General features: G+C 38.6%; 21 protein-coding genes. 6 read left to right on the top strand and 15 right to left on the bottom strand.

Going from position 1 to position 19055, the window contains the following annotated elements; genetic code table 11:
- Positions 1 to 298: 298 nt before the first annotated feature.
- Complete coding sequence (xerS, locus tag N8N51_RS09230; RefSeq protein ID WP_261029184.1) at positions 299 to 1369, top strand: tyrosine recombinase XerS; 1071 nt, start codon at positions 299 to 301, stop codon at positions 1367 to 1369.
- Positions 1370 to 1581: 212 nt separating this feature from the next.
- Here the strand turns inward: xerS and pdrM are convergent, their stop codons facing one another.
- The 11 genes from pdrM to dhaK form a co-directional block, all read right to left on the bottom strand.
- A complete protein-coding gene (pdrM, locus tag N8N51_RS09225) occupies positions 1582 to 2934 on the bottom strand; it encodes a sodium-coupled multidrug efflux MATE transporter PdrM (RefSeq protein ID WP_261029185.1) in 1353 nt (450 codons plus the stop codon).
- Positions 2935 to 2974: 40 nt separating this feature from the next.
- Positions 2975 to 4243, bottom strand: coding sequence for a dihydroorotase (locus N8N51_RS09220; protein ID WP_261029186.1), 1269 nt, complete (start codon positions 4241 to 4243; stop codon positions 2975 to 2977).
- 12 nt (positions 4244 to 4255) lie between these two features.
- The gene (locus tag N8N51_RS09215) at positions 4256 to 4720 is read right to left on the bottom strand and encodes an NUDIX hydrolase (RefSeq protein ID WP_001135768.1); all 465 of its coding nucleotides are present in this window, start codon (positions 4718 to 4720) and stop codon (positions 4256 to 4258) included.
- 9 nt (positions 4721 to 4729) lie between these two features.
- Positions 4730 to 5383: a uracil-DNA glycosylase gene (locus tag N8N51_RS09210; protein ID WP_153210383.1), complete on the bottom strand. Its 654-nt coding sequence runs from the start codon at positions 5381 to 5383 to the stop codon at positions 4730 to 4732.
- 61 nt (positions 5384 to 5444) lie between these two features.
- Complete coding sequence (gene pynA / locus N8N51_RS09205) at positions 5445 to 6137, bottom strand: pyrimidine 5'-nucleotidase PynA (protein WP_049544589.1); 693 nt, start codon at positions 6135 to 6137, stop codon at positions 5445 to 5447.
- Positions 6138 to 6261: 124 nt separating this feature from the next.
- On the bottom strand, positions 6262 to 6480 hold the full coding sequence (locus tag N8N51_RS09200) for a hypothetical protein (protein ID WP_084888092.1): 219 nt from the start codon (positions 6478 to 6480) through the stop codon (positions 6262 to 6264).
- A gap of 59 nt (positions 6481 to 6539) precedes the next feature.
- Positions 6540 to 6752: a hypothetical protein gene (locus tag N8N51_RS09195; protein ID WP_033628842.1), complete on the bottom strand. Its 213-nt coding sequence runs from the start codon at positions 6750 to 6752 to the stop codon at positions 6540 to 6542.
- 504 nt (positions 6753 to 7256) lie between these two features.
- Entirely contained in the window at positions 7257 to 7988 is a 732-nt protein-coding gene (locus tag N8N51_RS09190; protein ID WP_261100394.1) for a hypothetical protein, read from the bottom strand.
- 750 nt (positions 7989 to 8738) lie between these two features.
- Positions 8739 to 9113, bottom strand: a complete 375-nt coding sequence (dhaM, locus tag N8N51_RS09185; RefSeq protein WP_049543605.1) for a dihydroxyacetone kinase phosphoryl donor subunit DhaM — start codon at positions 9111 to 9113, stop codon at positions 8739 to 8741.
- A complete protein-coding gene (gene dhaL / locus N8N51_RS09180; protein ID WP_049543603.1) occupies positions 9113 to 9688 on the bottom strand; it encodes a dihydroxyacetone kinase subunit DhaL in 576 nt (191 codons plus the stop codon). Before dhaL ends, dhaM begins: the two co-directional genes overlap by 1 nt.
- 21 nt (positions 9689 to 9709) lie before the next feature.
- Positions 9710 to 10699: a dihydroxyacetone kinase subunit DhaK gene (gene dhaK, locus N8N51_RS09175; RefSeq protein WP_261100392.1), complete on the bottom strand. Its 990-nt coding sequence runs from the start codon at positions 10697 to 10699 to the stop codon at positions 9710 to 9712.
- Positions 10700 to 10852: 153 nt separating this feature from the next.
- On the opposite strand from dhaK, the gene dhaS reads away from it, so the two are divergent.
- Together dhaS and dhaQ are read left to right on the top strand one after the other, a co-directional pair.
- A complete protein-coding gene (dhaS, locus tag N8N51_RS09170) occupies positions 10853 to 11383 on the top strand; it encodes a dihydroxyacetone kinase transcriptional activator DhaS (protein ID WP_261049616.1) in 531 nt (176 codons plus the stop codon).
- On the top strand, positions 11380 to 12369 hold the full coding sequence (gene dhaQ / locus N8N51_RS09165) for a DhaKLM operon coactivator DhaQ (RefSeq protein WP_049543598.1): 990 nt from the start codon (positions 11380 to 11382) through the stop codon (positions 12367 to 12369). The genes dhaS and dhaQ overlap by 4 nt, the downstream gene beginning before the upstream one ends.
- A gap of 97 nt (positions 12370 to 12466) precedes the next feature.
- Here dhaQ and N8N51_RS09160 read toward each other — a convergent pair whose 3' ends face one another.
- From N8N51_RS09160 to N8N51_RS09145, 4 genes are all read right to left on the bottom strand, one after another.
- The gene (locus N8N51_RS09160) at positions 12467 to 13006 is read right to left on the bottom strand and encodes a ClbS/DfsB family four-helix bundle protein (protein ID WP_261037345.1); all 540 of its coding nucleotides are present in this window, start codon (positions 13004 to 13006) and stop codon (positions 12467 to 12469) included.
- Between the two features lie 56 nt (positions 13007 to 13062).
- Positions 13063 to 13557 carry a YkgJ family cysteine cluster protein gene (locus N8N51_RS09155; RefSeq protein WP_049543594.1) on the bottom strand — a complete coding sequence of 165 codons (495 nt, stop codon included), beginning with the start codon at positions 13555 to 13557 and terminating at the stop codon, positions 13063 to 13065.
- Positions 13558 to 13689: 132 nt separating this feature from the next.
- Positions 13690 to 15423, bottom strand: coding sequence for a phosphoenolpyruvate--protein phosphotransferase (gene ptsP, locus N8N51_RS09150; RefSeq protein WP_049543591.1), 1734 nt, complete (start codon positions 15421 to 15423; stop codon positions 13690 to 13692).
- 5 nt (positions 15424 to 15428) lie between these two features.
- Positions 15429 to 15692 (bottom strand): phosphocarrier protein HPr, encoded by a 264-nt coding sequence (locus tag N8N51_RS09145; RefSeq protein ID WP_000146947.1) that lies wholly within the window; start codon positions 15690 to 15692, stop codon positions 15429 to 15431.
- Positions 15693 to 16042: 350 nt separating this feature from the next.
- Between N8N51_RS09145 and nrdH the strand changes: the two genes are divergently transcribed.
- From nrdH to N8N51_RS09130, 3 genes are all read left to right on the top strand, one after another.
- On the top strand, positions 16043 to 16261 hold the full coding sequence (gene nrdH / locus N8N51_RS09140; RefSeq protein WP_000259240.1) for a glutaredoxin-like protein NrdH: 219 nt from the start codon (positions 16043 to 16045) through the stop codon (positions 16259 to 16261).
- An 80-nt stretch (positions 16262 to 16341) separates the two neighbouring features.
- Complete coding sequence (nrdE, locus tag N8N51_RS09135) at positions 16342 to 18501, top strand: class 1b ribonucleoside-diphosphate reductase subunit alpha (RefSeq protein ID WP_049543589.1); 2160 nt, start codon at positions 16342 to 16344, stop codon at positions 18499 to 18501.
- Positions 18502 to 18694: 193 nt separating this feature from the next.
- A partial coding sequence (locus tag N8N51_RS09130) for a ribonucleotide-diphosphate reductase subunit beta (RefSeq protein ID WP_261104060.1) occupies positions 18695 to 19055 on the top strand: 361 nt, incomplete at its 3' end.

Here is a 19055-nt window from a genome sequence, read left to right as displayed (position 1 = left end):
GTTTAAGACGTAAAGTACACTCTCTAAAAATTGTACTTTATAATTGAAATGTACTTTATTTTAAGGCAAGATAAAGTACATTTTCACTAAACTAAAATGAACATTTGAAAAATTTCAGTTTTTACTTTGATAACGTACATTTTTAGCTATTTTTGTTCAAAAAAATTTTTTTAGTAATTAAGTCCTTTTTTATCACTTTTAAAAAACTCCATAACATCTTTCCGAAAAACTATAATTTTCTTGAAAAATATATAAGTCTATGCTATACTACTAGTAGACTGATTTACGGAGAAAATACATGAAACGTGAGATTTTGCTGGAACGAATCGATAAACTAAAACAAATCATGCCCTGGTATGTTTTGGAATACTACCAATCTAAGCTTGCTGTACCTTACAGTTTTACAACTTTATATGAATACCTCAAGGAATACGATCGATTTTTCAGCTGGGTTTTGGAGTCTGGTATTTCAAACGCCGATAAAATGTCTGATATTCCTTTATCTGTCTTGGAAAATCTGTCTAAGAAAGACATGGAATCCTTTATCCTTTATCTACGTGAACGACCTTTACTGAATGCCAATACAACCAAGCAAGGTGTTTCTCAGACGACCATCAATCGAACCTTATCAGCATTGTCTAGTCTTTACAAGTATCTGACTGAGGAGGTTGAAAACGACCAGGGGGAACCTTATTTTTATCGTAATGTAATGAAAAAAGTTTCAACAAAGAAAAAGAAAGAAACACTTGCTGCCAGAGCTGAAAATATCAAGCAAAAGCTCTTTCTAGGTGATGAAACAGAAGGTTTTCTGACTTATATCGACCAAGAGTACCCACAACAACTCTCAAATCGTGCTCTATCATCGTTTAATAAAAATAAGGAACGTGATTTGGCCATTATTGCCCTTCTCTTGGCGTCTGGTGTCCGTTTATCTGAAGCTGTTAATCTGGATCTAAGAGATCTCAATCTCAAAATGATGGTTATCGATGTTACTAGAAAAGGTGGTAAACGTGACTCTGTCAATGTCGCTGCTTTTGCTAAGCCTTACCTAGAGAATTATCTAGCCATTCGAAATCAACGCTATAAGACGGAAAAAACAGATACAGCCCTCTTTTTGACACTCTATCGAGGTGTTCCCAATCGTATCGATGCTTCCAGCGTAGAAAAGATGGTTGCTAAGTACTCTGAGGACTTCAAAGTGCGTGTAACTCCCCACAAACTGCGCCATACCCTAGCAACTAGGCTCTATGATGCAACTAAATCGCAAGTTTTGGTTAGCCACCAGCTAGGACACGCCAGTACGCAAGTCACTGACCTCTATACCCATATCGTCAACGATGAACAAAAGAATGCTCTGGATAGTTTATAAACTACATAAAATAAATTATGTAAAGTATAACTTATAAAAAGAAGCTGCTAAAATAAGCAACTTCTTTTTCTTTATATCTGATACCAGTAAAGTAGCGTGGAATATCAATTGTTTCTATATTTTTGAAATTCTCATTTGCCTACTACTAATTTAACTATAGCAAAAATAATGCAGATAAGGAAGGATATTTTTGCTTGCAGGAATTCTAAAAATCAAGCTTTTCTGGATTCAAATCTCTTCATAATCATAGTTAGACGCCAACGGTAGAGAACCCCACTCACGATTAGACTAATAATCAAACCAATCCAGTAAGAATAAGCTCCAAAATCTGTTAGAGAGTCGAATACCATAGCTACTGGGAGTGTCACCCCCCAGTAACCAAGCAAACCAAGGTAAAAAGGAATAACGGTATCCTTATACCCCCGTAAAATTCCCTGGAGCGGTGCTGCAAAGGTATCTGCTAACTGGAAGAAAAGACTATAAGTCAAAAAGCGCGCTGTCAAATCGATAAATTCTGGGTCGTTACCATAAAGACTAGCCACATTTCCTCTAAAAATGTAAAGAAAGGATAAGGTGAATCCTGCAAAAATGAGGGCTGTCCCTCTTCCTAGACCAATATAGGTTTTCGCATCATCAAATCGCTTGGCTCCCACTTCATAGGAAACGACAATAGCCATAGCAGATGAAATACTCATAGGAAAGGCGTACATAAGACTTGAAAAGTTCATAGCTGACTGGTGACTAGCAATAATCAAGGACGAAAACTTAGCCATAATCAAACCAACCACGGAAAAGATAGCCACTTCCGCAAAGACAGTTCCGCCAATAGGCAGACCTAAGCGAACTCCTTCCTTGATTTTATCCATATTAAGCGGAATGCGTTTCTCAAAATGCAAGGCTTTGAGCCTCTCCTGTTTAAATAAAACAAGTACAGAAATTCCAAGCAAAACCCAATAAGCCAAGGATGTTCCTAAACCAGCACCAGCACCTCCCAGTTCTGGAACACCAAAGGCCCCGTAAATCAAGAGATAGTTAAATCCGCTATTGAGAGGAAGTAACAAAAGCATGAGGTACATGGACAGTTTGGTCAAGCCCAGCGAATCCAGCAAGGAACGAATGACACTAAAAAGCAACAAGGGGATAATTCCGATAGATAAAAACCAGAGATAGCGAACCGCTACTGCCGCCACCGGTGCTTCTAGTCCAATATGATTCAAGATTGGTGGTGCCAAGAAAAGCACCATCCCCAGCAAGACCACAGATAGACCCAAGGCCAGATAGATGAACTGGTAAAAATCAGACGCAACCTCTTCCTTTTTGCCTCGACCAAGATGGTGACCAATGATGGGCACCAAGGCCGATACAATCCCTGTTAGGAAGGTAAAGAAAGGATTCCAGATACTGGTTGCCATAGATACACCAGCCAAGTCCATGGTATTGTATTGACCTGTCATAGTCGTATCAACAAAGGAGGCAGAATAATTTGCAAATTGATAAATCAGGATAGGGAAAAATATCTTGAAAAATAAGATAAACTTGTCTTTAAAATGATGGGTTTGGTACATATAGGCTCTCTATCTTTTTGTTTACAGAGCAGACTCCCACCTAGTTTTGATAGACGATTTGTCCCTTACAGATGGTATATTTAACCTGCCCTTTTAAGGTTTCACCGATGAATGGTGAATTAGCTGCTTTCGAAGCAAAATAGGAGTCCACAAAGCGGTCAACCTTAGCATCAAAAATAGTAATGTCCGCTGGACCATTCTCAGCCAAGTAACCTGCTTCAAAATTGTAAAGCTTGGCTGGGTTGTATGTCATCTTTTCGAGTAATTCCATCAAGCTTAACTCACCAGCTTCCACCAAATAGGTCAAGCCGAGAGACAGGGATGTTTCTAAGCCAGTCATACCAGATGGCGCTTTGGTAATATCTTCGACATTTTTCTCATCCGCATGGTGAGGCGCATGGTCAGTCGCGATAACTGTGATGACACCTGACTTGAGACCTTCAATCACGGCACGACGGTCTGATTCCAAACGAAGTGGCGGATTCATCTTAGCATTGCTACCTTGAGTCAAAAGAAGTGCTTCGGTCTTAGAAAAATGCTGTGGTGCTACTTCTGCTGTGACCTGCGCACCTAGCCCCTGAGCAAACTCAACTACTTTAACACTTTCTTCCTTAGACAAATGCTGGATGTGAACATGGGCCTTGGTTGCATAGGCAATCATGACATCACGCGCCATCATAGCATACTCAGCCACCCCAGTAGCACCGCAGATATGGAAATGTTCTTTAGCGATATTTTCATTAAAGCCAAGAATCCCATTCAAACCTGGATCTTCCTCATGGAGACTAATAAAGGTATTAAGCTTTTTGGCTTCCTCCATGGCTTCCTTGACAACTTTACTACTTTCAAGCGGAATACCGTCATCAGAAAAACCAACCGCACCAGCTTCTAAGAGTGCCTTGAAGTCAGTCAAGTCTTGGCCATTAAAGTTCTTAGTAATGGTCGCAACCGTCTTAACATTAATCTTCTCTTTGGCAGCTGAATGGAGAACTTCTTGCAAGGTCTCTACATCCGAGATGGTTGGACTAGTATTAGCCATCATGACAACAGTTGTAAAACCACCTGCCGCAGCTGCTAGTGCCCCAGTATGGATGTCTTCCTTGTGTGTTTGACCAGGTTCACGGAAATGAACATGAATATCGACCAAGCCAGGAGCAACTACAAGACCAGTAGCATCAATTATCTCTGCTCCTTCTTCTTTAATCTCAGGCGCAATTTTGATAATTTTCCCATCTTGAACTAAGACATCACACACTTGATCCAAATCAGACTTGGGATCCATTACACGACCATTTTTAATTAGTAGCATCTGCTTTCTCCTTTATTCATAGAAATCGACTTGGGTATCCAACAATTTATCCCCATCATAAACAAACTTGGCTGAAAAGAAGGGTTTATCCTCTAAAAGCCACTCAACAAAGGTATGGTCACCTTCCCAAGTTGGCTTGCTCAAAACCTCATCATAGGGAACCCATTCTAGCGTTCCCTCGTTGCAGTCAATCAAGTCACCCTCGAACTCCGTCACCTTAAAAACATAGGTGTACCAGTCTAAATCTGGCGTAAATTCAGGAAAAGTGATAACACCTTTTAGAACTGGCTTGGCTTTCAGTCCCGTCTCTTCGAGGATTTCACGCGCCGCGCATTCCTGAGGGGTCTCTCCTCTCTCTAGCTTACCACCCACACCAATCCATTTCCCTTCATGAACATCATTTGGCTTCTTATTACGATGGAGCATGAGCAATTCTTTCCCGTTATCAATGTAGCAAATCGTCGCTAACTGAGGCATATTTTCTCCTTATCTAAGCCAATCGATTGGCTCTTGTCCTGTTTCTTTTAAGAATGCATTGGCCTTGGAAAAAGGCTTGGAACCCCAAAATCCTCTATAAACTGACAAAGGACTAGGATGGGCTGATTCGATAATCAAGTGATGAGGATTGGTAACTAAGGCCTTCTTCTTACGTGCATAAGCTCCCCAGAGTACAAAAACGACTGGTCTATCTAGATGATTGACCACCTGAATCACAGCATCCGTAAAAGGCTCCCATATCTGACCAGCATGACCATTGGCCTGTCCAGCAGGAACTGTCAAACAAGCATTAAGAAGCAAGACTCCTTGCTCAGCCCAAGCTGTCAAATCATGAGATTTCTTAACCCCGATATCATCTGACAATTCTTTCAAGATATTTTGCAAGGATGGTGGAGCTGGGATAGAGTTCGGTACAGAAAAACTCAAGCCCTGCGCTTGACCTGGCCCGTGATAGGGATCCTGTCCCAGAATCACCACCTTAACGTTTTCTAGGGGTGTGGTCAAGAGAGCCTGAAAAACCTTTTCCTTGGGTGGATAAACAGTCCCCTGACCATAAACCTGCTCCATAAACTGATTGATTTTCCCAAAATAACCCTCAGGTAATTGTGCCTTAATCAAAGCATGCCAAGACGAGTGTTCCATAGCCAACTCCTTCGTTTTTACTGCCTCTATTATAGCAAAAAGTGGCTATGGAAACCACTTTTTACAGTTTATCTAAACAATCCAGCAAGTCTTGGTAAGAATGGACTTCGTAAGTCGGTTGGGCTTGTGTGTGATTTTCGAGGTGATGAGGGTTGTACCAGATAGTGTCAATCCCCGCATTATTACCACCTTGAATGTCGGCAGTTAGGGAATCTCCAATCATCAGCGTCTTTTCTTTGCTAAAACCTACAATCTGCTGCCCCATTTTTTCATAAAAGAGGGCATCAGGCTTTTGTGTTTGCAACTGTTCAGAGATAAAGACTTGATTGAAATAAGGTGCTAGACCAGATTGAGCTAAACGCCCTGTCTGAATGGCAGTTATTCCATTTGTCGCAGCATACAAGTCATAATCACGCTCGATGAGGCTATCTAAAAGTTCATGAGCACCTGAAAAAGTTTGCCCCTGTTGGGCGAGGTAAAATTGGTAACGCTGGGCTAGAAAACTACCGTCTTTTTCCTCTCCAAAATGAGCAAATAAACAAGAAAAGCGCGTGTTAACCAGCTCTTGTTTACTGATTTTCTTTTGCTCCAAGTCCTTCCAGAGAGCCTTGTTCATAGGAACATAATAGTCTTTATAAGCCTGAATATCTGCAACCCCTTCTTCTTTTAGAAGTTGCGTTAAAGCCACATCCTCAGCAGCATCAAAATCAAGCAAGGTGTGGTCGAGGTCGAAGAGTAGAAATTTGTAGGACAATTTGGTGTTTTCCTTTCTAAGATAAACAACTTTCACTTCAGCCAGCTGTTTAATGTAAAAACTTAAAAGTGGTATAGTATCACAAAGAATAATCGTTCCAATTGATTAACTAATCCATACTATTCTAGTCAAGTTTATTTTTATTATAGAAAAATCTTCTATAAATTCGAGCAATAGTTAAAATACATACAAATATGACTCCCAAAATAGATAATACTATTTTCACAAAACTCATTTCAGAGCCTATTACATAGATATGAAAAAGAGGGGCTAGTCCTACACATAGAGACAATAGATAATTACTAAATCTTATCTCACCAATTCCTGCAAAAAAATGTTTCATTTTAAATATCCCCATTTTACCTTTCATCTTTATAATCCACTAACAAGCTACTAACAACTCTATTGACTTCTCTTTTTTTTGAAAAATCTTGACAGCAAATTTACTCCACTTAATGCCACTAAAACTTCAATGGGCAAAAAATAGTAATCCCATATCAAATGAGAAATCAGCAATGTTAGAAATAGTATACAGTCAATATAACTATTCTGAAAATACTCTGTAATTACATAATACAGATATACCACAACCATCAAAATTAAAACAACCATCATAATACTATTATCCTGTCCTTCTCACTAACGCTATTTCCAAAATTTAATTTTTTTATGACTTAGTAACGTAATTCCAATTAGCAATACACCTAATATAAATAAAAGTATTTCCCAAAATTTATTCTCAGTTTTAATAAAAGGTATAAGATACATACTAACCAATAGGGAACTTACTCCTAAAAGAGCAAAGACCACTCTGACTTTATCACTTAGTTTAAACATATTTAATTCCCCATAAAATAAGCAGTAGCTACGTTTACTGTAACATTCCCCGTCTTTATGTAGAGATAATCTCCCATCAAGACACCTCATCTCTTCTTACTCAATAGCAGCATAATTATTTGGTGATACGAGTTTCATAAGATTTCTCCTCTTTAACGTTGCATGGTTAGGATAGTTCTCCAATAAGTAATCGTCGACTGCGTTTAAAGCACTTTGTTACCTAGATAAGATATCCTTTCACTATTTAATTTTAAGGAGAAGTAAGATTTAACCATATTTATCTCATTTCTTATTTTTAAATAACTCATACTCTTTTTCTCTGATAAAGGGAAGTGAGAAATTAGAAAAAAATAGTAGAATTGAAAATAGGTATCCATCTTTTTGCATTGCTAAAACATAGCCTAAAAATAAATAGACAATCAAATCTAGTACAAAAAGAGAAAATATCCTCCTTTTCATTACCTCACTTGTCTTAAAGATTCTGTTTAATAGAATCTTTATCGTAGTATCTACACAAATTTTTATCAAAAATATAAGAGCCAATACACGATTATCAACTGTACCATGAAGAATAAATGGAAATATAGTTAATATAAAACTAGAAATCTCTAAATATTTTATCCAAGGAGATTGAGACATCTTACTTTTAAACTGACTGATTTTCCTATACTCGCTAGCTAATCTAGTATCAAAATCTCTACCAATTTTATTAAAGATTAAGAACTCCAGGACAAAAATACTGATTAATACGATATAAGTAGAAACCTTTCCTGGGAAAAATTTATTGATTAAAATTGGAAAACTCATTAACAGAATCGAGTTTATAGCCAAACAAATGGATACTATTTTATTCTTCACAGAGTATATAGGTAACGATACTATTGAATAGAGAAACGCTAAAAAAATAAGCAAGAAATACTCTGTGCTGCTAATTAGCGGCGCCCTTAATGATAAAAATAGATAGGCACCCCACACGATGATATGCGCTTTACGAATTGACTCTAGATTACTCATCTACCTACTCCTAATATGTAAAGAGAATCCATTTTTAGTTCACATTCTCTTTCCAACAAGTCATAAACGTTTCATGATATTTCCTTCTTTTACATTAGGTAAAGTTGAAATACATTTTTTGCAAGTGAAAATATTATTATTATTTGGAAACCCAAAATATCTATCCCTCTTCTAGACCTAAACCAAGTCAGATTAAAGATACAAATATAATGATAAGGCTTTCTTTTACTTTAGACTACCATAAAACAAGGAATCTTTCAACAAAATTCATTGGCAAACTACTATTCTAGAAGATTGACAGCTCAAATCTTTCAGAATAGAACAATCCTAACTATCGAATACCCTAACTTCATAAATATCCATGTGATTCTAGACCTAGAATTCCTATAAACTAAATGTTTTCGCGCTATTCTAAGCTATTGATAGCCTTAAATGTTAATTTTTGAGCAATTCTAAAGCTAGAATAGTCCCATCACAATCAGTTTTGAATTATTATACTCAATGAAAATCAAAGAGCAAACTAGGAAACTAGCCGCAGGCTGTACTTGAGTACGGCAAGGCGACGTTGACGTGGTTTGAATTTGATTTTCGAAGAGTATTAACAATTTAGAAACGCTATGATTCCACTCCTTTTACATTAAAAAGGAACTGCATAAAGCAATCCCTTTCTGATTTTGAAATTATTTACTTAACATTTTATAGTTGAGATAATCAATAGCCCATCTATAAAAAGAGTTATAGTAAAATTCCTTATTTATTGATTTCAAGCTCCGACAACTGTGTTTGAATAACTGACAGTTCTGCACCAGCCTGAAGAAGAGCAGCTGCAGTATAGGCACCTTCTACAATTGGAACCCTATTGATCATGATACTTTTATCACTGAAATCAGCCACCATTTCTAAGTTCATTTTAGCAGAACCTAGGTCAAAAAAAGCTAATAAAGTATCTGCTGGATTTTCGGAAACAACCCTATCTACTTGATCAAAACTTGTTCCAATTCCTCCATCTTCGGTTCCTCCTACATAAGTAATCGGAACATCTTTAGCTACTTCACTAATCAGCTCAACGACACCTTGTGCAATGTTTTTGGAATGTGAAACGATAACAAGACCAACACTTCCCATTAAACCACCCCAGTTTCTAAAAGAGCAGTAAAGAGTAATCCTGATGAGAATGATCCAGGATCAATATGTCCAAGAGAACGTTCTCCTACATAAGATGCCCTTCCTTTAGTTGCAAGTAAATCTTTGGTAGCATTCACTACCTTATCAATAACCTCTTGAGTCAATTGACCAGCAGACAAGGCAGCAATAACAGGAGTCCAAACGTCAACCATTGTCTTTTCTCCAACTTCTGCTTTCCCACGTTTGACAATCATATCCAGACCACTTTGTAAAATTTCTTCTAATTTCGAATTAGAATCAGCCTTGGCCATGCCCATAAAAGCAGAGCCATACAAGGGACCAGAAGCACCGCCTACCTTACTCAGTAGTTGCATTGAGACAAGCTTAAACACATCACTGCTGGTCTCAAATTGCTTTCCTTCTAAGTTTTCCATCACTGCAACCATGCCACGCGCCATATTTCCACCGTGGTCTCCATCTCCTATAGGGGTGTCTAGCTCACTAAGGTAATCTTTCTGTTCTTGAATCTTTTCATTAAAAAGCTTCATCCATTCAAGAGCTTGTTCAGCATTCATTCGACATTTCCTCCTTGAGTTTTACCAAGCTGGGGTAGTAACAGGTGCATTTAGAGCATCCAACCACTCATCATCTGCCAATCGAATCAATGTTAATGACAAGCCGGCCATATCAATTGATGTCATATAGTTTCCAATTTTCTTAAATGCCAACTCAACACCTTTTTCATGGAGTAATTTAGCCACATCATTTGCAAATACGTATTGTTCCATAAGAGGAGTGCTTCCTAAACCATTGATGAGAAGGCCATAGCGTTCACCAGCTTTAAGTTGGAAACCTTCAGATAATTTTTCAACCAATTCCGAAGCCAATTGTGCTGAAGGTTGCATTTTCTCTTTTTTATATCCAGGCTCACCGTGAATACCAACACCATATTCAAATTCATCATCTTCTAGAACAAATCCAGGTTTCCCAACCTCAGGAACGGTTGCTCCAGACAAGGCCAACCCAATTGTTTTAATTTCTAAGACAAGTTTGTCGGCCAAGTCCTTCATTTCAGATAATGATTTACCAGAACGGGCCGCATCACCTAAAATTTTATGGACTAAAATAGTACCTGCAACACCTCGACGACCTTGGGTATAGAGACTATTTTCAACCGCAATATCATCATCAACTACAACGCTTGCTACATCAATACCTTCCATTTCAGCAAGTTCTTGTGCAATTTCAAAGTTCATAATGTCACCAGAATAGTTCTTGATGACCATGAAAACTCCAGCACCTTCATCAGCCGCCTTAATGGCTTCTAAAATTTGGTCCGGAGTAGGTGAAGTGAAGACTGCTCCACAAATCGCAGCTGACAACATTCCATCTCCTACAAATCCAGCATGACTTGGTTCATGTCCTGAACCTCCACCTGAAATGAGTCCAACTTTTCCTGTCTTTTCTGCCTTTCTAACGATGACATCAAAACCATCTAAGCGTTCTACCAAGTCATCATGCATGAATGACAAGCCCTGCAACATTTCATCAACAACTTGTGTCGGTTTATTTATAATTTTTTTCATGAGAAACTCCTTTCGGCATGTACCTTTGTTTTCGCTTTCATTATATATTTTTTATCGCTGGATGATAAGGGACAGATTCTATTATTTGTCCCCTTTTAAACCCGTTTAAAACATTTTTTTGGTAAAATGAAGTAAGTAAAAGAAAGGTTTCCTATGGCATCATCATTTATTACAAAAAAACGGATTACCAAGGCATTTAGAGACCTATTAGCTACTAGAGAATTTGACAAAATCTCCATTGTAGATATCATGGAATCAGCTGGCATTCGTAGACAGACCTTTTATAATCACTTTCTTGACAAATATGAACTGCTAGACTGGATATTTGAAAATGACTTAACCGAGTATATCACCAATAACTTGGACTTCATTTCAGGCCAAAAACTATTACAAGAATTATTTCTTTATTTCGAACAAGAGCGTGACTTTTATATTCAACTTTTTGATATTCAAGGACAAAATAACTTTTATGACCACTTTATCAGCTACTGTCGCTTGCTTGTATCAAAAATTTTAAGAGAATACGGTCAGATTGATAGCGATTCATCTGCTTATACTTGTTTTTTGTTAGACTATCATTCACATGCTCTAGCAGAAATCGTGAAGGCTTACGTCAATAAAAAAAGTCTAGTTCCACAACCAGACTTTCTAATCATGACAATTATTGGAAAGAGACCACAATGACATTTATTTCAAATCATAAACAGAAAATTATTTCAAGTTACATTTCGGCAACTGTCAGCAGTCATCCTGAATTAGAAAAACACCCTACTTTACCACTAGTCTATCAAAAAGATCGCAATCCTCATCAGGTTCCAATATTGTCGGGTGGAGGTTCCGGTCACGAACCTGCGCATATTGGATATGTGGGAGAAGGAATGCTTACTGCTGCTATCTATGGCCAATTATTTACTCCTCCTACAAGAACTGAAATCTTAGAGTCCATTCGTTTTTTAAACAATGGTCACGGTGTCTTCATCATTGTAAAAAATTTCGAAGCAGACATCAAAGAATTTAGCTGGGCCATTAATACTGCTAGACAAGAAGGAATTAAGGTCGGCTATAGTCTAGCACACGACGATATTTCCATTGAACCTCACAATAGATTTCAAATTAGAGGAAGAGGGCTTGCAGGGACAATCTTACTTCATAAAATCCTAGGATTTGCAGCTCAAAATGGTGCCGACATAGAGCTACTAACTGATTTAGGTCATGAACTTGCTCCCGAAATAGCAACAATTGGCTTTGCAACGAAATCGGCTAGTCTCCCCCAAGCCACCCGTCCACTATTTAACTTAGAAGAAGGAAATATTTCTTATGGTATTGGGATACATGGCGAAGAAGGCTATCGTATCGTCCCATTCCAATCATCGGAAATCCTGGCAAATGAAATTATAAGTAAATTAAGATTGCACTATCATTGGAAACATGGGGATCAATTTATATTGCTTGTAAATAATCTAGGCACTACCAGCAACTTAGAAATGGGCATATTTATCAATGATCTCCTTCAACTCTTAGAAATTGAAGGAGTCACTATTACTTTTATAAAATCAGGAACATTTATGACCAGTCTAGATATGGCAGGTATATCCGTAACTCTTTGTCCCGTAAAAAATAAACAGTGGTTAGAAGCGCTCAATGCTCCAACGACAGCTTTTGCATGGTAATTTGCTTGTATAACTCAAAAGGGCTACATCACTTGATAGCCCTTTGCTTTTATCTTACTTTTAAAAGAACTCATTCTTTCTATTTCAAATAGTCCATCTATCCTTTACAATTCTTCCGATGAGCTTTGAGTTTTTTCAGAGCCCAATCATAGTGGCTTGACGTGCTACTAACAAAGTAGGAACCTAGACTTGTTCCGCCGGTCCACTTATAGCCACCTTTGGTAAAGAGTTCGTCATTGCTAAAAACTTCTATCAACTCTAAAACCTTCCTATGTGATTGTTCTTGGAGTCTAGTCGCTTCTTCTAAGGAGGTTTTCTGGTGCTTCTTCCAAAAAGCGACATTCATTTCTCCATAAGTTTTCCAAGTATAAGGTTCAGGGAGAAAAGGTCTTTCGTGACCTTCTTGATTAGAATGTACCCAAGTCAAAAGTAACTGCTGCCATTCATAAAGATGGATCAAGACATCCCGTAGATTTTTATCCCTTTTCCAGTGAGCTTCTTTTTTCTTTAGGTCTCTTGAAAAATCAAATGGAGTCTGTAGCTCATCTTCACTTAATTGAGAGATGAAGAGGTTAAGCTTTTCATAATTTTCCTTAGAGACCAGCATTAGCTCCTCTTTTGTTTTCGGTCTAGGCACAGAGTTCTCCCTTCATATTGTTAGTTATTATTAGAAATTTTTTATCCTTTAAATCTCTATAACTTATCCTTTAATTTCTCAACAAAGAGATAGGCAGCTGGACAGGTCAAAGTATTCTTAATCGTCAAATGGTTGATTTGATGGATTTTTTTACGGTCCGTATGGGGAAACTCTCGACAGGCCTTTGGACGAACTTCATAGATGGAACAGAGATTATCTCCTCCTAGAAAGGGACAAGGCATGGATTTAAAAACCTTATCACCATCTTCATCTACCTGCAGAAACTCCGCTTCAAAAGCTGGTAATTTCATCTTAAAGTACTTAGCAATACGAGTGATGTCTGCTTCCTTGAAGTCAGGTCCCAATGTCTTACAGCAGTTAGCACAGGCAGTGCAATCAATCTCCTCAAAGACTTCTTGGTGAATCTGTTGGGCTATCTTATCCAGATTTTTTGGTGGTTTTTTCTTTAAATTGGCTAAAATTTTACGGTGCTCCTTTTGCTTTTGCAAGGCTAGCTGGTGGTAATACTCAATATCAATTTCTTTAGACATGATTTCTCTCTTATTCTATTTGTTTCTCCTATTATATCATGCCTCTTCATCATTGAAAAGTGGACTTCACAAGACTATACTATTCCCGAATGTATCAAAAAACCTTGCAACTAGGTTACAAGGTTAATGACATTAATCGAAGTTAACGTATTCTTTTTGAAGTTCAAGGACTTCTTCCATTGTTGAACACTCTGTAAGGGCACGGTTAGCGTACTCTTCCATCTTAGCAGTGTCCAATTTCTTCATCAAGCTACGTGTACGAAGTACAGATGTTGCTGACATAGAGAACTCATCCAAGCCCATTCCGACAAGAAGTGGAACAGCTTTTTGGTCACCAGCCATCTCACCACACATACCAGCCCATTTACCTTCAGCGTGAGCTGCCTTGATAACGTTGTTGATCAAGCGAAGGATTGATGGGTTATATGGTTGGTAAAGGTATGAAACTTGCTCGTTCATACGGTCTGCTGCCATTGTGTATTGGATCAAGTCGTTTGTACCAATTGAGAAGAAGTCAACTTCTTTAGCAAATTGGTCTGCAAGCATCGCTGCTGCAGGAATTTCAATCATGATACCAACTTGGATATCATCCGCAACTGCAACTCCTTCAGCAAGAAGGTTTGCTTTTTCTTCATCAAAGACTGCTTTAGCTGCACGGAATTCTTTCAATAGGGCAACCATTGGGAACATGATACGCAATTGACCATGAACAGAAGCACGAAGAAGGGCACGGATTTGTGTACGGAACATTGCATCTCCAGTTTCGGCAATAGAGATACGAAGGGCACGGAATCCAAGGAATGGGTTCATTTCGTGTGGCATATCAAAGTAAGGAAGTTCCTTATCTCCACCGATATCCATTGTACGAACAACCACAGGCTTACCATTCATTCCCTCAAGAACAGCCTTGTATGCTTCATACTGCTCATCTTCTGTTGGGAAGTCTTGAGAGTCCATGTACAAGAACTCTGTACGGTAAAGTCCAACAGCTTCTGCACCGTTGTTGTTAACACCTTCAACGTCTTTTGGAGTACCGATGTTAGCTGCCAACTCGAAGTGTTTACCGTCAGCAGTCACTGTTTGAGCATCTTTCAAAAGTGCCCACTCAGCTTTTTGTTTAGCATAAACTTCACCAGCTGCTTTAAATTCTGCCGCTTGTTCATCTGTTGGGTTGATAATGACTTCACCAGTAATTCCGTTAACGGCAAGGATATCACCGTCTTTCACCACTTCAGTGATGTTATTTGTTCCCAATACAGCTGCAATTTCAAGTGTACGTGCCATGATAGCTGAGTGGCTTGTACGTCCACCGATGTTTGTTACAAAAGCTTTTACAAAGTTTTTGTCCAATTGAGCTGTATCAGATGGTGTCAAGTCATGCGCAATCACAATTACTTCTTCATTGATAGAAGCTGGATTTGGCAATTTTTTACCAAGAAGATTTGCCAATACACGTTTTGTCACGTCGCGGATATCCGCTGCACGTTCTTGCATGTATGGATTGTCTTCCATACCTTCAAAGATAGTGATGAACATGTCAGTCACTTCTTTAAGACCTGCTTCAGCATTGACTTTCTTAGCACGGATTGTTTCTTTAATCTGACCAATCAATTCTGGGTCAGCAAGAACCATCAAATGAGCGTCAAAAACTTGAGCCGCTTCTTCACCAAGCGTACCTACAGCTTTCTCACGGATAAGAGAAAGCTCGTTTTGAGAAGCTTCAAGAGCTACATCCAAACGAGCCTCTTCTGCGTTTGTATCTTCGACTGAAACAGTATCGAATGACAAATCCGGTTGAACGAGTAGATATGCTTTTGCAACGGCAACACCATCAGATGCTGCGATTCCTTTAAGCATTTCTGTCATTTTCCTTATGCCAATCCTTCTTTTTCCATTGTTTCTGAGATTGCAGCGATAGCGTCATCTGCATCTGCACCTTCAGCTGAGATAGTTACGTCAGCACCTTGGCCAACACCAAGACTCATAACACCCATGATTGATTTAAGGTTAACCGATTTACCTTTGTACTCAAGAGTGATATCTGAAGCAAATTTGCTAGCAGTTTGTACCAACAATGTTGCTGGACGTGCGTGAATACCTGTTTCTGCCACTACGTGGAAATCTTTAGAAGCCATAGTTTGACTCTCCTTTTGTTCTTTCTTTTTTGAGTTATATGTGATAACCCTTACAATTTGGTATTATATCATCTTCTAGGATTTTTTTCAAGCATTTTATGGGATTTATTCGATTTCCTTTCAGATAACTTGCTGAAAATCTTCTATTTTAGATAACAAAACACAGGATATAGTTTTTCAAAAAACAACTTATTGGATAATTATCACTATTTTACAAAACAAACACTACATATTGTGTTTTGTGAGCTTGAACAGAAAAATAGACCACTATATTTAGTTTTAAATCGTTGACAATTTTTTATTTTCTGATATACTAAGAAAGTAATCTATTTTGAAAGAGGAGTTACACAATGGTAACCGTTTATTCTAAAAACAACTGTGTCCAATGTAAAATGACCAAACGTTTCTTGGACAGTAATAATGTCGCTTATCGTGAAATCAATCTTGATGAGCAACCTGAGTACATCGATCAAGTTAAAGAGCTTGGTTTCAGCGCTGCTCCTGTTATCCAAACACCAACTGAAGTCTTTTCAGGTTTCCAACCAGGAAAACTGAAACAATTAGCATAATCTTAGTACATCATCCAGAAGAAACTGCTTCTAGGGCTAACTTAGAAGCCTTTCTTTTGTAATTAGATAAGGGAAATTTTATGGGATTAAAACATCTTGAGGACGTGACTTACTTCCGTCTCAATAACGAAATCAACCGTCCTGTCAATGGACAAATCATGCTTCATAAAGATAAGGAAGCCTTGGATGCCTTCTTTAAAGAAAATGTAGTTCCAAACACTATGGTTTTTGATTCAATCAAGGATAAAATCAACTACCTCATTGAACACAACTACATCGAAACAGCCTTTATCAAGAAATACCGTCCAGAATTTTTGGAAGAATTGTCTCAATTTATCAAAGACCAAAACTTCCAATTCAAGTCTTTCATGGCTGCCTATAAGTTTTACAATCAATATGCTTTGAAAACTAACGACGGTGAATATTATCTTGAAAGCATGGAAGACCGTGTCTTCTTTAACGCCCTTTATTTTGCTGATGGGAATGAAGCTATTGCAATCGATATTGCCAATGAAATCATCCACCAACGCTACCAACCTGCTACTCCTTCCTTCTTGAATGCTGGACGTGCTCGTCGTGGGGAGTTGGTATCCTGTTTCTTGATTCAGGTAACAGATGATATGAACTCTATCGGACGTTCTATCAACTCAGCCCTTCAACTTTCACGTATCGGTGGTGGTGTGGGAATTACTCTCAGCAACCTTCGTGAAGCTGGTGCTCCTATTAAAGGATATGAAGGAGCAGCTTCTGGCGTCGTTCCAGTTATGAAACTTTTCGAAGATAGCTTCTCTTACTCAAACCAATTGGGTCAACGTCAGGGTGCTGGTGTTGTCTACCTCAACGTCTTCCACCCAGATATTATCGCCTTCCTTTCAACTAAGAAAGAAAACGCCGATGAAAAAGTTCGTGTTAAGACCCTTTCACTTGGTGTTGTGGTGCCCGATAAATTCTACGAATTGGCTCGTAAAAATGAAGAAATGTACCTCTTCAGCCCTTACTCAGTAGAGCTTGAGTATGGTGTGCCATTCAACTACATTGACATCACTGAAAAATACGATGAATTGGTCACAAATCCAAATATCCGCAAGACAAAAATCAAGGCGCGTGATTTGGAAACTGAAATCTCTAAATTGCAACAAGAGTCTGGCTACCCTTATGTCGTCAACATTGATACGGCTAACCGTGCAAACCCTGTTGATGGTAAGATTATCATGAGTAACTTGTGTTCTGAGATTCTTCAAGTTCAAGAACCAAGCTTGATCAACGATGCTCAAGAATTCCTGCAAATGGGAACAGACGTTTCATGTAACCTTGGTTCAACCAACGTGGTTAACATGATGACTTCACCTGACTTTGGACGTTCTATCCGTGCTATGGTTCGTGCCCTTACTTTCGTTACAGATAGTTCACACATCGTAGCTGTTCCTACCATCGACCACGGAAATAGCCAAGCTCATACCTTTGGTCTTGGTGCCATGGGACTTCACAGCTACCTTGCCCAACAATTGATTGAATATGGGTCACCTGAGTCTGTTGAGTTTACTAGCATCTACTTTATGCTTATGAACTACTGGACTTTAGTTGAGTCAAACAATATTGCGCGTGAACGTGGTATCACCTTCCACAACTTTGAAAAATCAGACTATGCTAACGGAAGCTACTTCGACAAGTATGTGACTGGCGAGTTTGTTCCAAAATCAGACCGTGTTAAAGAACTCTTCAAAGATGTCTTTATCCCAAGTGCCGCTGACTGGGCTGAACTGCGCGACAAGGTTCAAGCAGATGGTCTTTACCACCAAAACCGCCTTGCTGTAGCGCCAAATGGTTCTATCAGTTACATCAATGACGTTTCTGCTTCTATTCACCCGATTACACAACGTATCGAAGAACGTCAAGAAAAGAAAATCGGGAAAATCTACTACCCTGCTGCTGGCTTGTCAACAGAAACCATTCCTTACTACACTTCTGCTTACGACATGGATATGCGTAAGGTGATTGATGTCTATGCTGCTGCAACTGAGCACGTGGACCAAGGACTTTCACTCACCCTCTTCATGCGTAGTGACATTCCAAAAGGTCTTTACGAATGGAAGAAGGAAAATAAGCAAACGACACGTGACTTGTCTATCCTTCGTAACTATGCCTTTAACAAGGGTATCAAGTCTATCTACTACGTCCGTACCTTTACAGATGACGGTGGAGAAGTCGGTGCCAACCAATGTGAAAGCTGTGTGATTTAATCTTTGCTTGAGGAAACTACATTTTCTCAGATAAGTATTCATTCACCCTGCTAAACTAAACTGGAATAAGCATCTATACTATGAAATAACAAAAAGTCGGGCTTCCGACTTTTTGTGCGATACTCCTCTAGAATTATGATAAAATAGAAGTAATTGTGAGTTCGCAATACTAAACACAGAAAGAGATTTCAAAATGGAAACTTACTACAAAGCCATTAACTGGAATGCCATCGAAGATGTCATCGACAAATCAACTTGGGAAAAACTGACGGAGCAATTCTGGCTTGATACACGTATTCCTTTGTCAAATGACTTGGATGACTGGAGAAAGCTATCAAATGTAGAAAAAGACTTGGTTGGAAAAGTCTTTGGTGGTTTAACCCTTCTCGACACTATGCAATCTGAAACAGGGGTTCAAGCCCTTCGCGCAGACATCCGTACACCACATGAGGAAGCTGTTTTCAATAACATCCAATTTATGGAATCTGTCCACGCAAAATCTTACTCATCAATCTTTTCAACCTTGAATACAAAGGCTGAGATTGAAGAAATTT

Source organism: Streptococcus mitis (assembly GCF_946188685.1).
Taxonomy (GTDB): Bacteria; Bacillota; Bacilli; order Lactobacillales; family Streptococcaceae; genus Streptococcus; species Streptococcus mitis_CC.
This window is presented reverse-complemented; position numbering and strand designations above follow the sequence as displayed.

Excerpts from the sequence above, each read along its gene's own strand:
- xerS (WP_261029184.1), top strand. The coding sequence starts at position 299 with ATGAAACGTGAGATTTTGCTGGAACGAATCGATAAACTAAAACAAATC.
- pdrM (WP_261029185.1), bottom strand. The coding sequence starts at position 2,934 with ATGTACCAAACCCATCATTTTAAAGACAAGTTTATCTTATTTTTCAAG.
- N8N51_RS09220 (WP_261029186.1), bottom strand. The coding sequence starts at position 4,243 with ATGCTACTAATTAAAAATGGTCGTGTAATGGATCCCAAGTCTGATTTG.
- N8N51_RS09215 (WP_001135768.1), bottom strand. The coding sequence starts at position 4,720 with ATGCCTCAGTTAGCGACGATTTGCTACATTGATAACGGGAAAGAATTG.
- N8N51_RS09210 (WP_153210383.1), bottom strand. The coding sequence starts at position 5,383 with ATGGAACACTCGTCTTGGCATGCTTTGATTAAGGCACAATTACCTGAG.
- N8N51_RS09200 (WP_084888092.1), bottom strand. The coding sequence starts at position 6,480 with ATGAAACATTTTTTTGCAGGAATTGGTGAGATAAGATTTAGTAATTAT.
- N8N51_RS09195 (WP_033628842.1), bottom strand. The coding sequence starts at position 6,752 with ATGATGGTTGTTTTAATTTTGATGGTTGTGGTATATCTGTATTATGTA.
- N8N51_RS09190 (WP_261100394.1), bottom strand. The coding sequence starts at position 7,988 with ATGAGTAATCTAGAGTCAATTCGTAAAGCGCATATCATCGTGTGGGGT.
- dhaM (WP_049543605.1), bottom strand. The coding sequence starts at position 9,113 with ATGGGAAGTGTTGGTCTTGTTATCGTTTCACATTCCAAAAACATTGCA.
- dhaL (WP_049543603.1), bottom strand. The coding sequence starts at position 9,688 with ATGAATGCTGAACAAGCTCTTGAATGGATGAAGCTTTTTAATGAAAAG.
- dhaK (WP_261100392.1), bottom strand. The coding sequence starts at position 10,699 with ATGAAAAAAATTATAAATAAACCGACACAAGTTGTTGATGAAATGTTG.
- dhaS (WP_261049616.1), top strand. The coding sequence starts at position 10,853 with ATGGCATCATCATTTATTACAAAAAAACGGATTACCAAGGCATTTAGA.
- dhaQ (WP_049543598.1), top strand. The coding sequence starts at position 11,380 with ATGACATTTATTTCAAATCATAAACAGAAAATTATTTCAAGTTACATT.
- N8N51_RS09155 (WP_049543594.1), bottom strand. The coding sequence starts at position 13,557 with ATGTCTAAAGAAATTGATATTGAGTATTACCACCAGCTAGCCTTGCAA.
- ptsP (WP_049543591.1), bottom strand. The coding sequence starts at position 15,423 with ATGACAGAAATGCTTAAAGGAATCGCAGCATCTGATGGTGTTGCCGTT.
- N8N51_RS09145 (WP_000146947.1), bottom strand. The coding sequence starts at position 15,692 with ATGGCTTCTAAAGATTTCCACGTAGTGGCAGAAACAGGTATTCACGCA.
- nrdH (WP_000259240.1), top strand. The coding sequence starts at position 16,043 with ATGGTAACCGTTTATTCTAAAAACAACTGTGTCCAATGTAAAATGACC.
- nrdE (WP_049543589.1), top strand. The coding sequence starts at position 16,342 with ATGGGATTAAAACATCTTGAGGACGTGACTTACTTCCGTCTCAATAAC.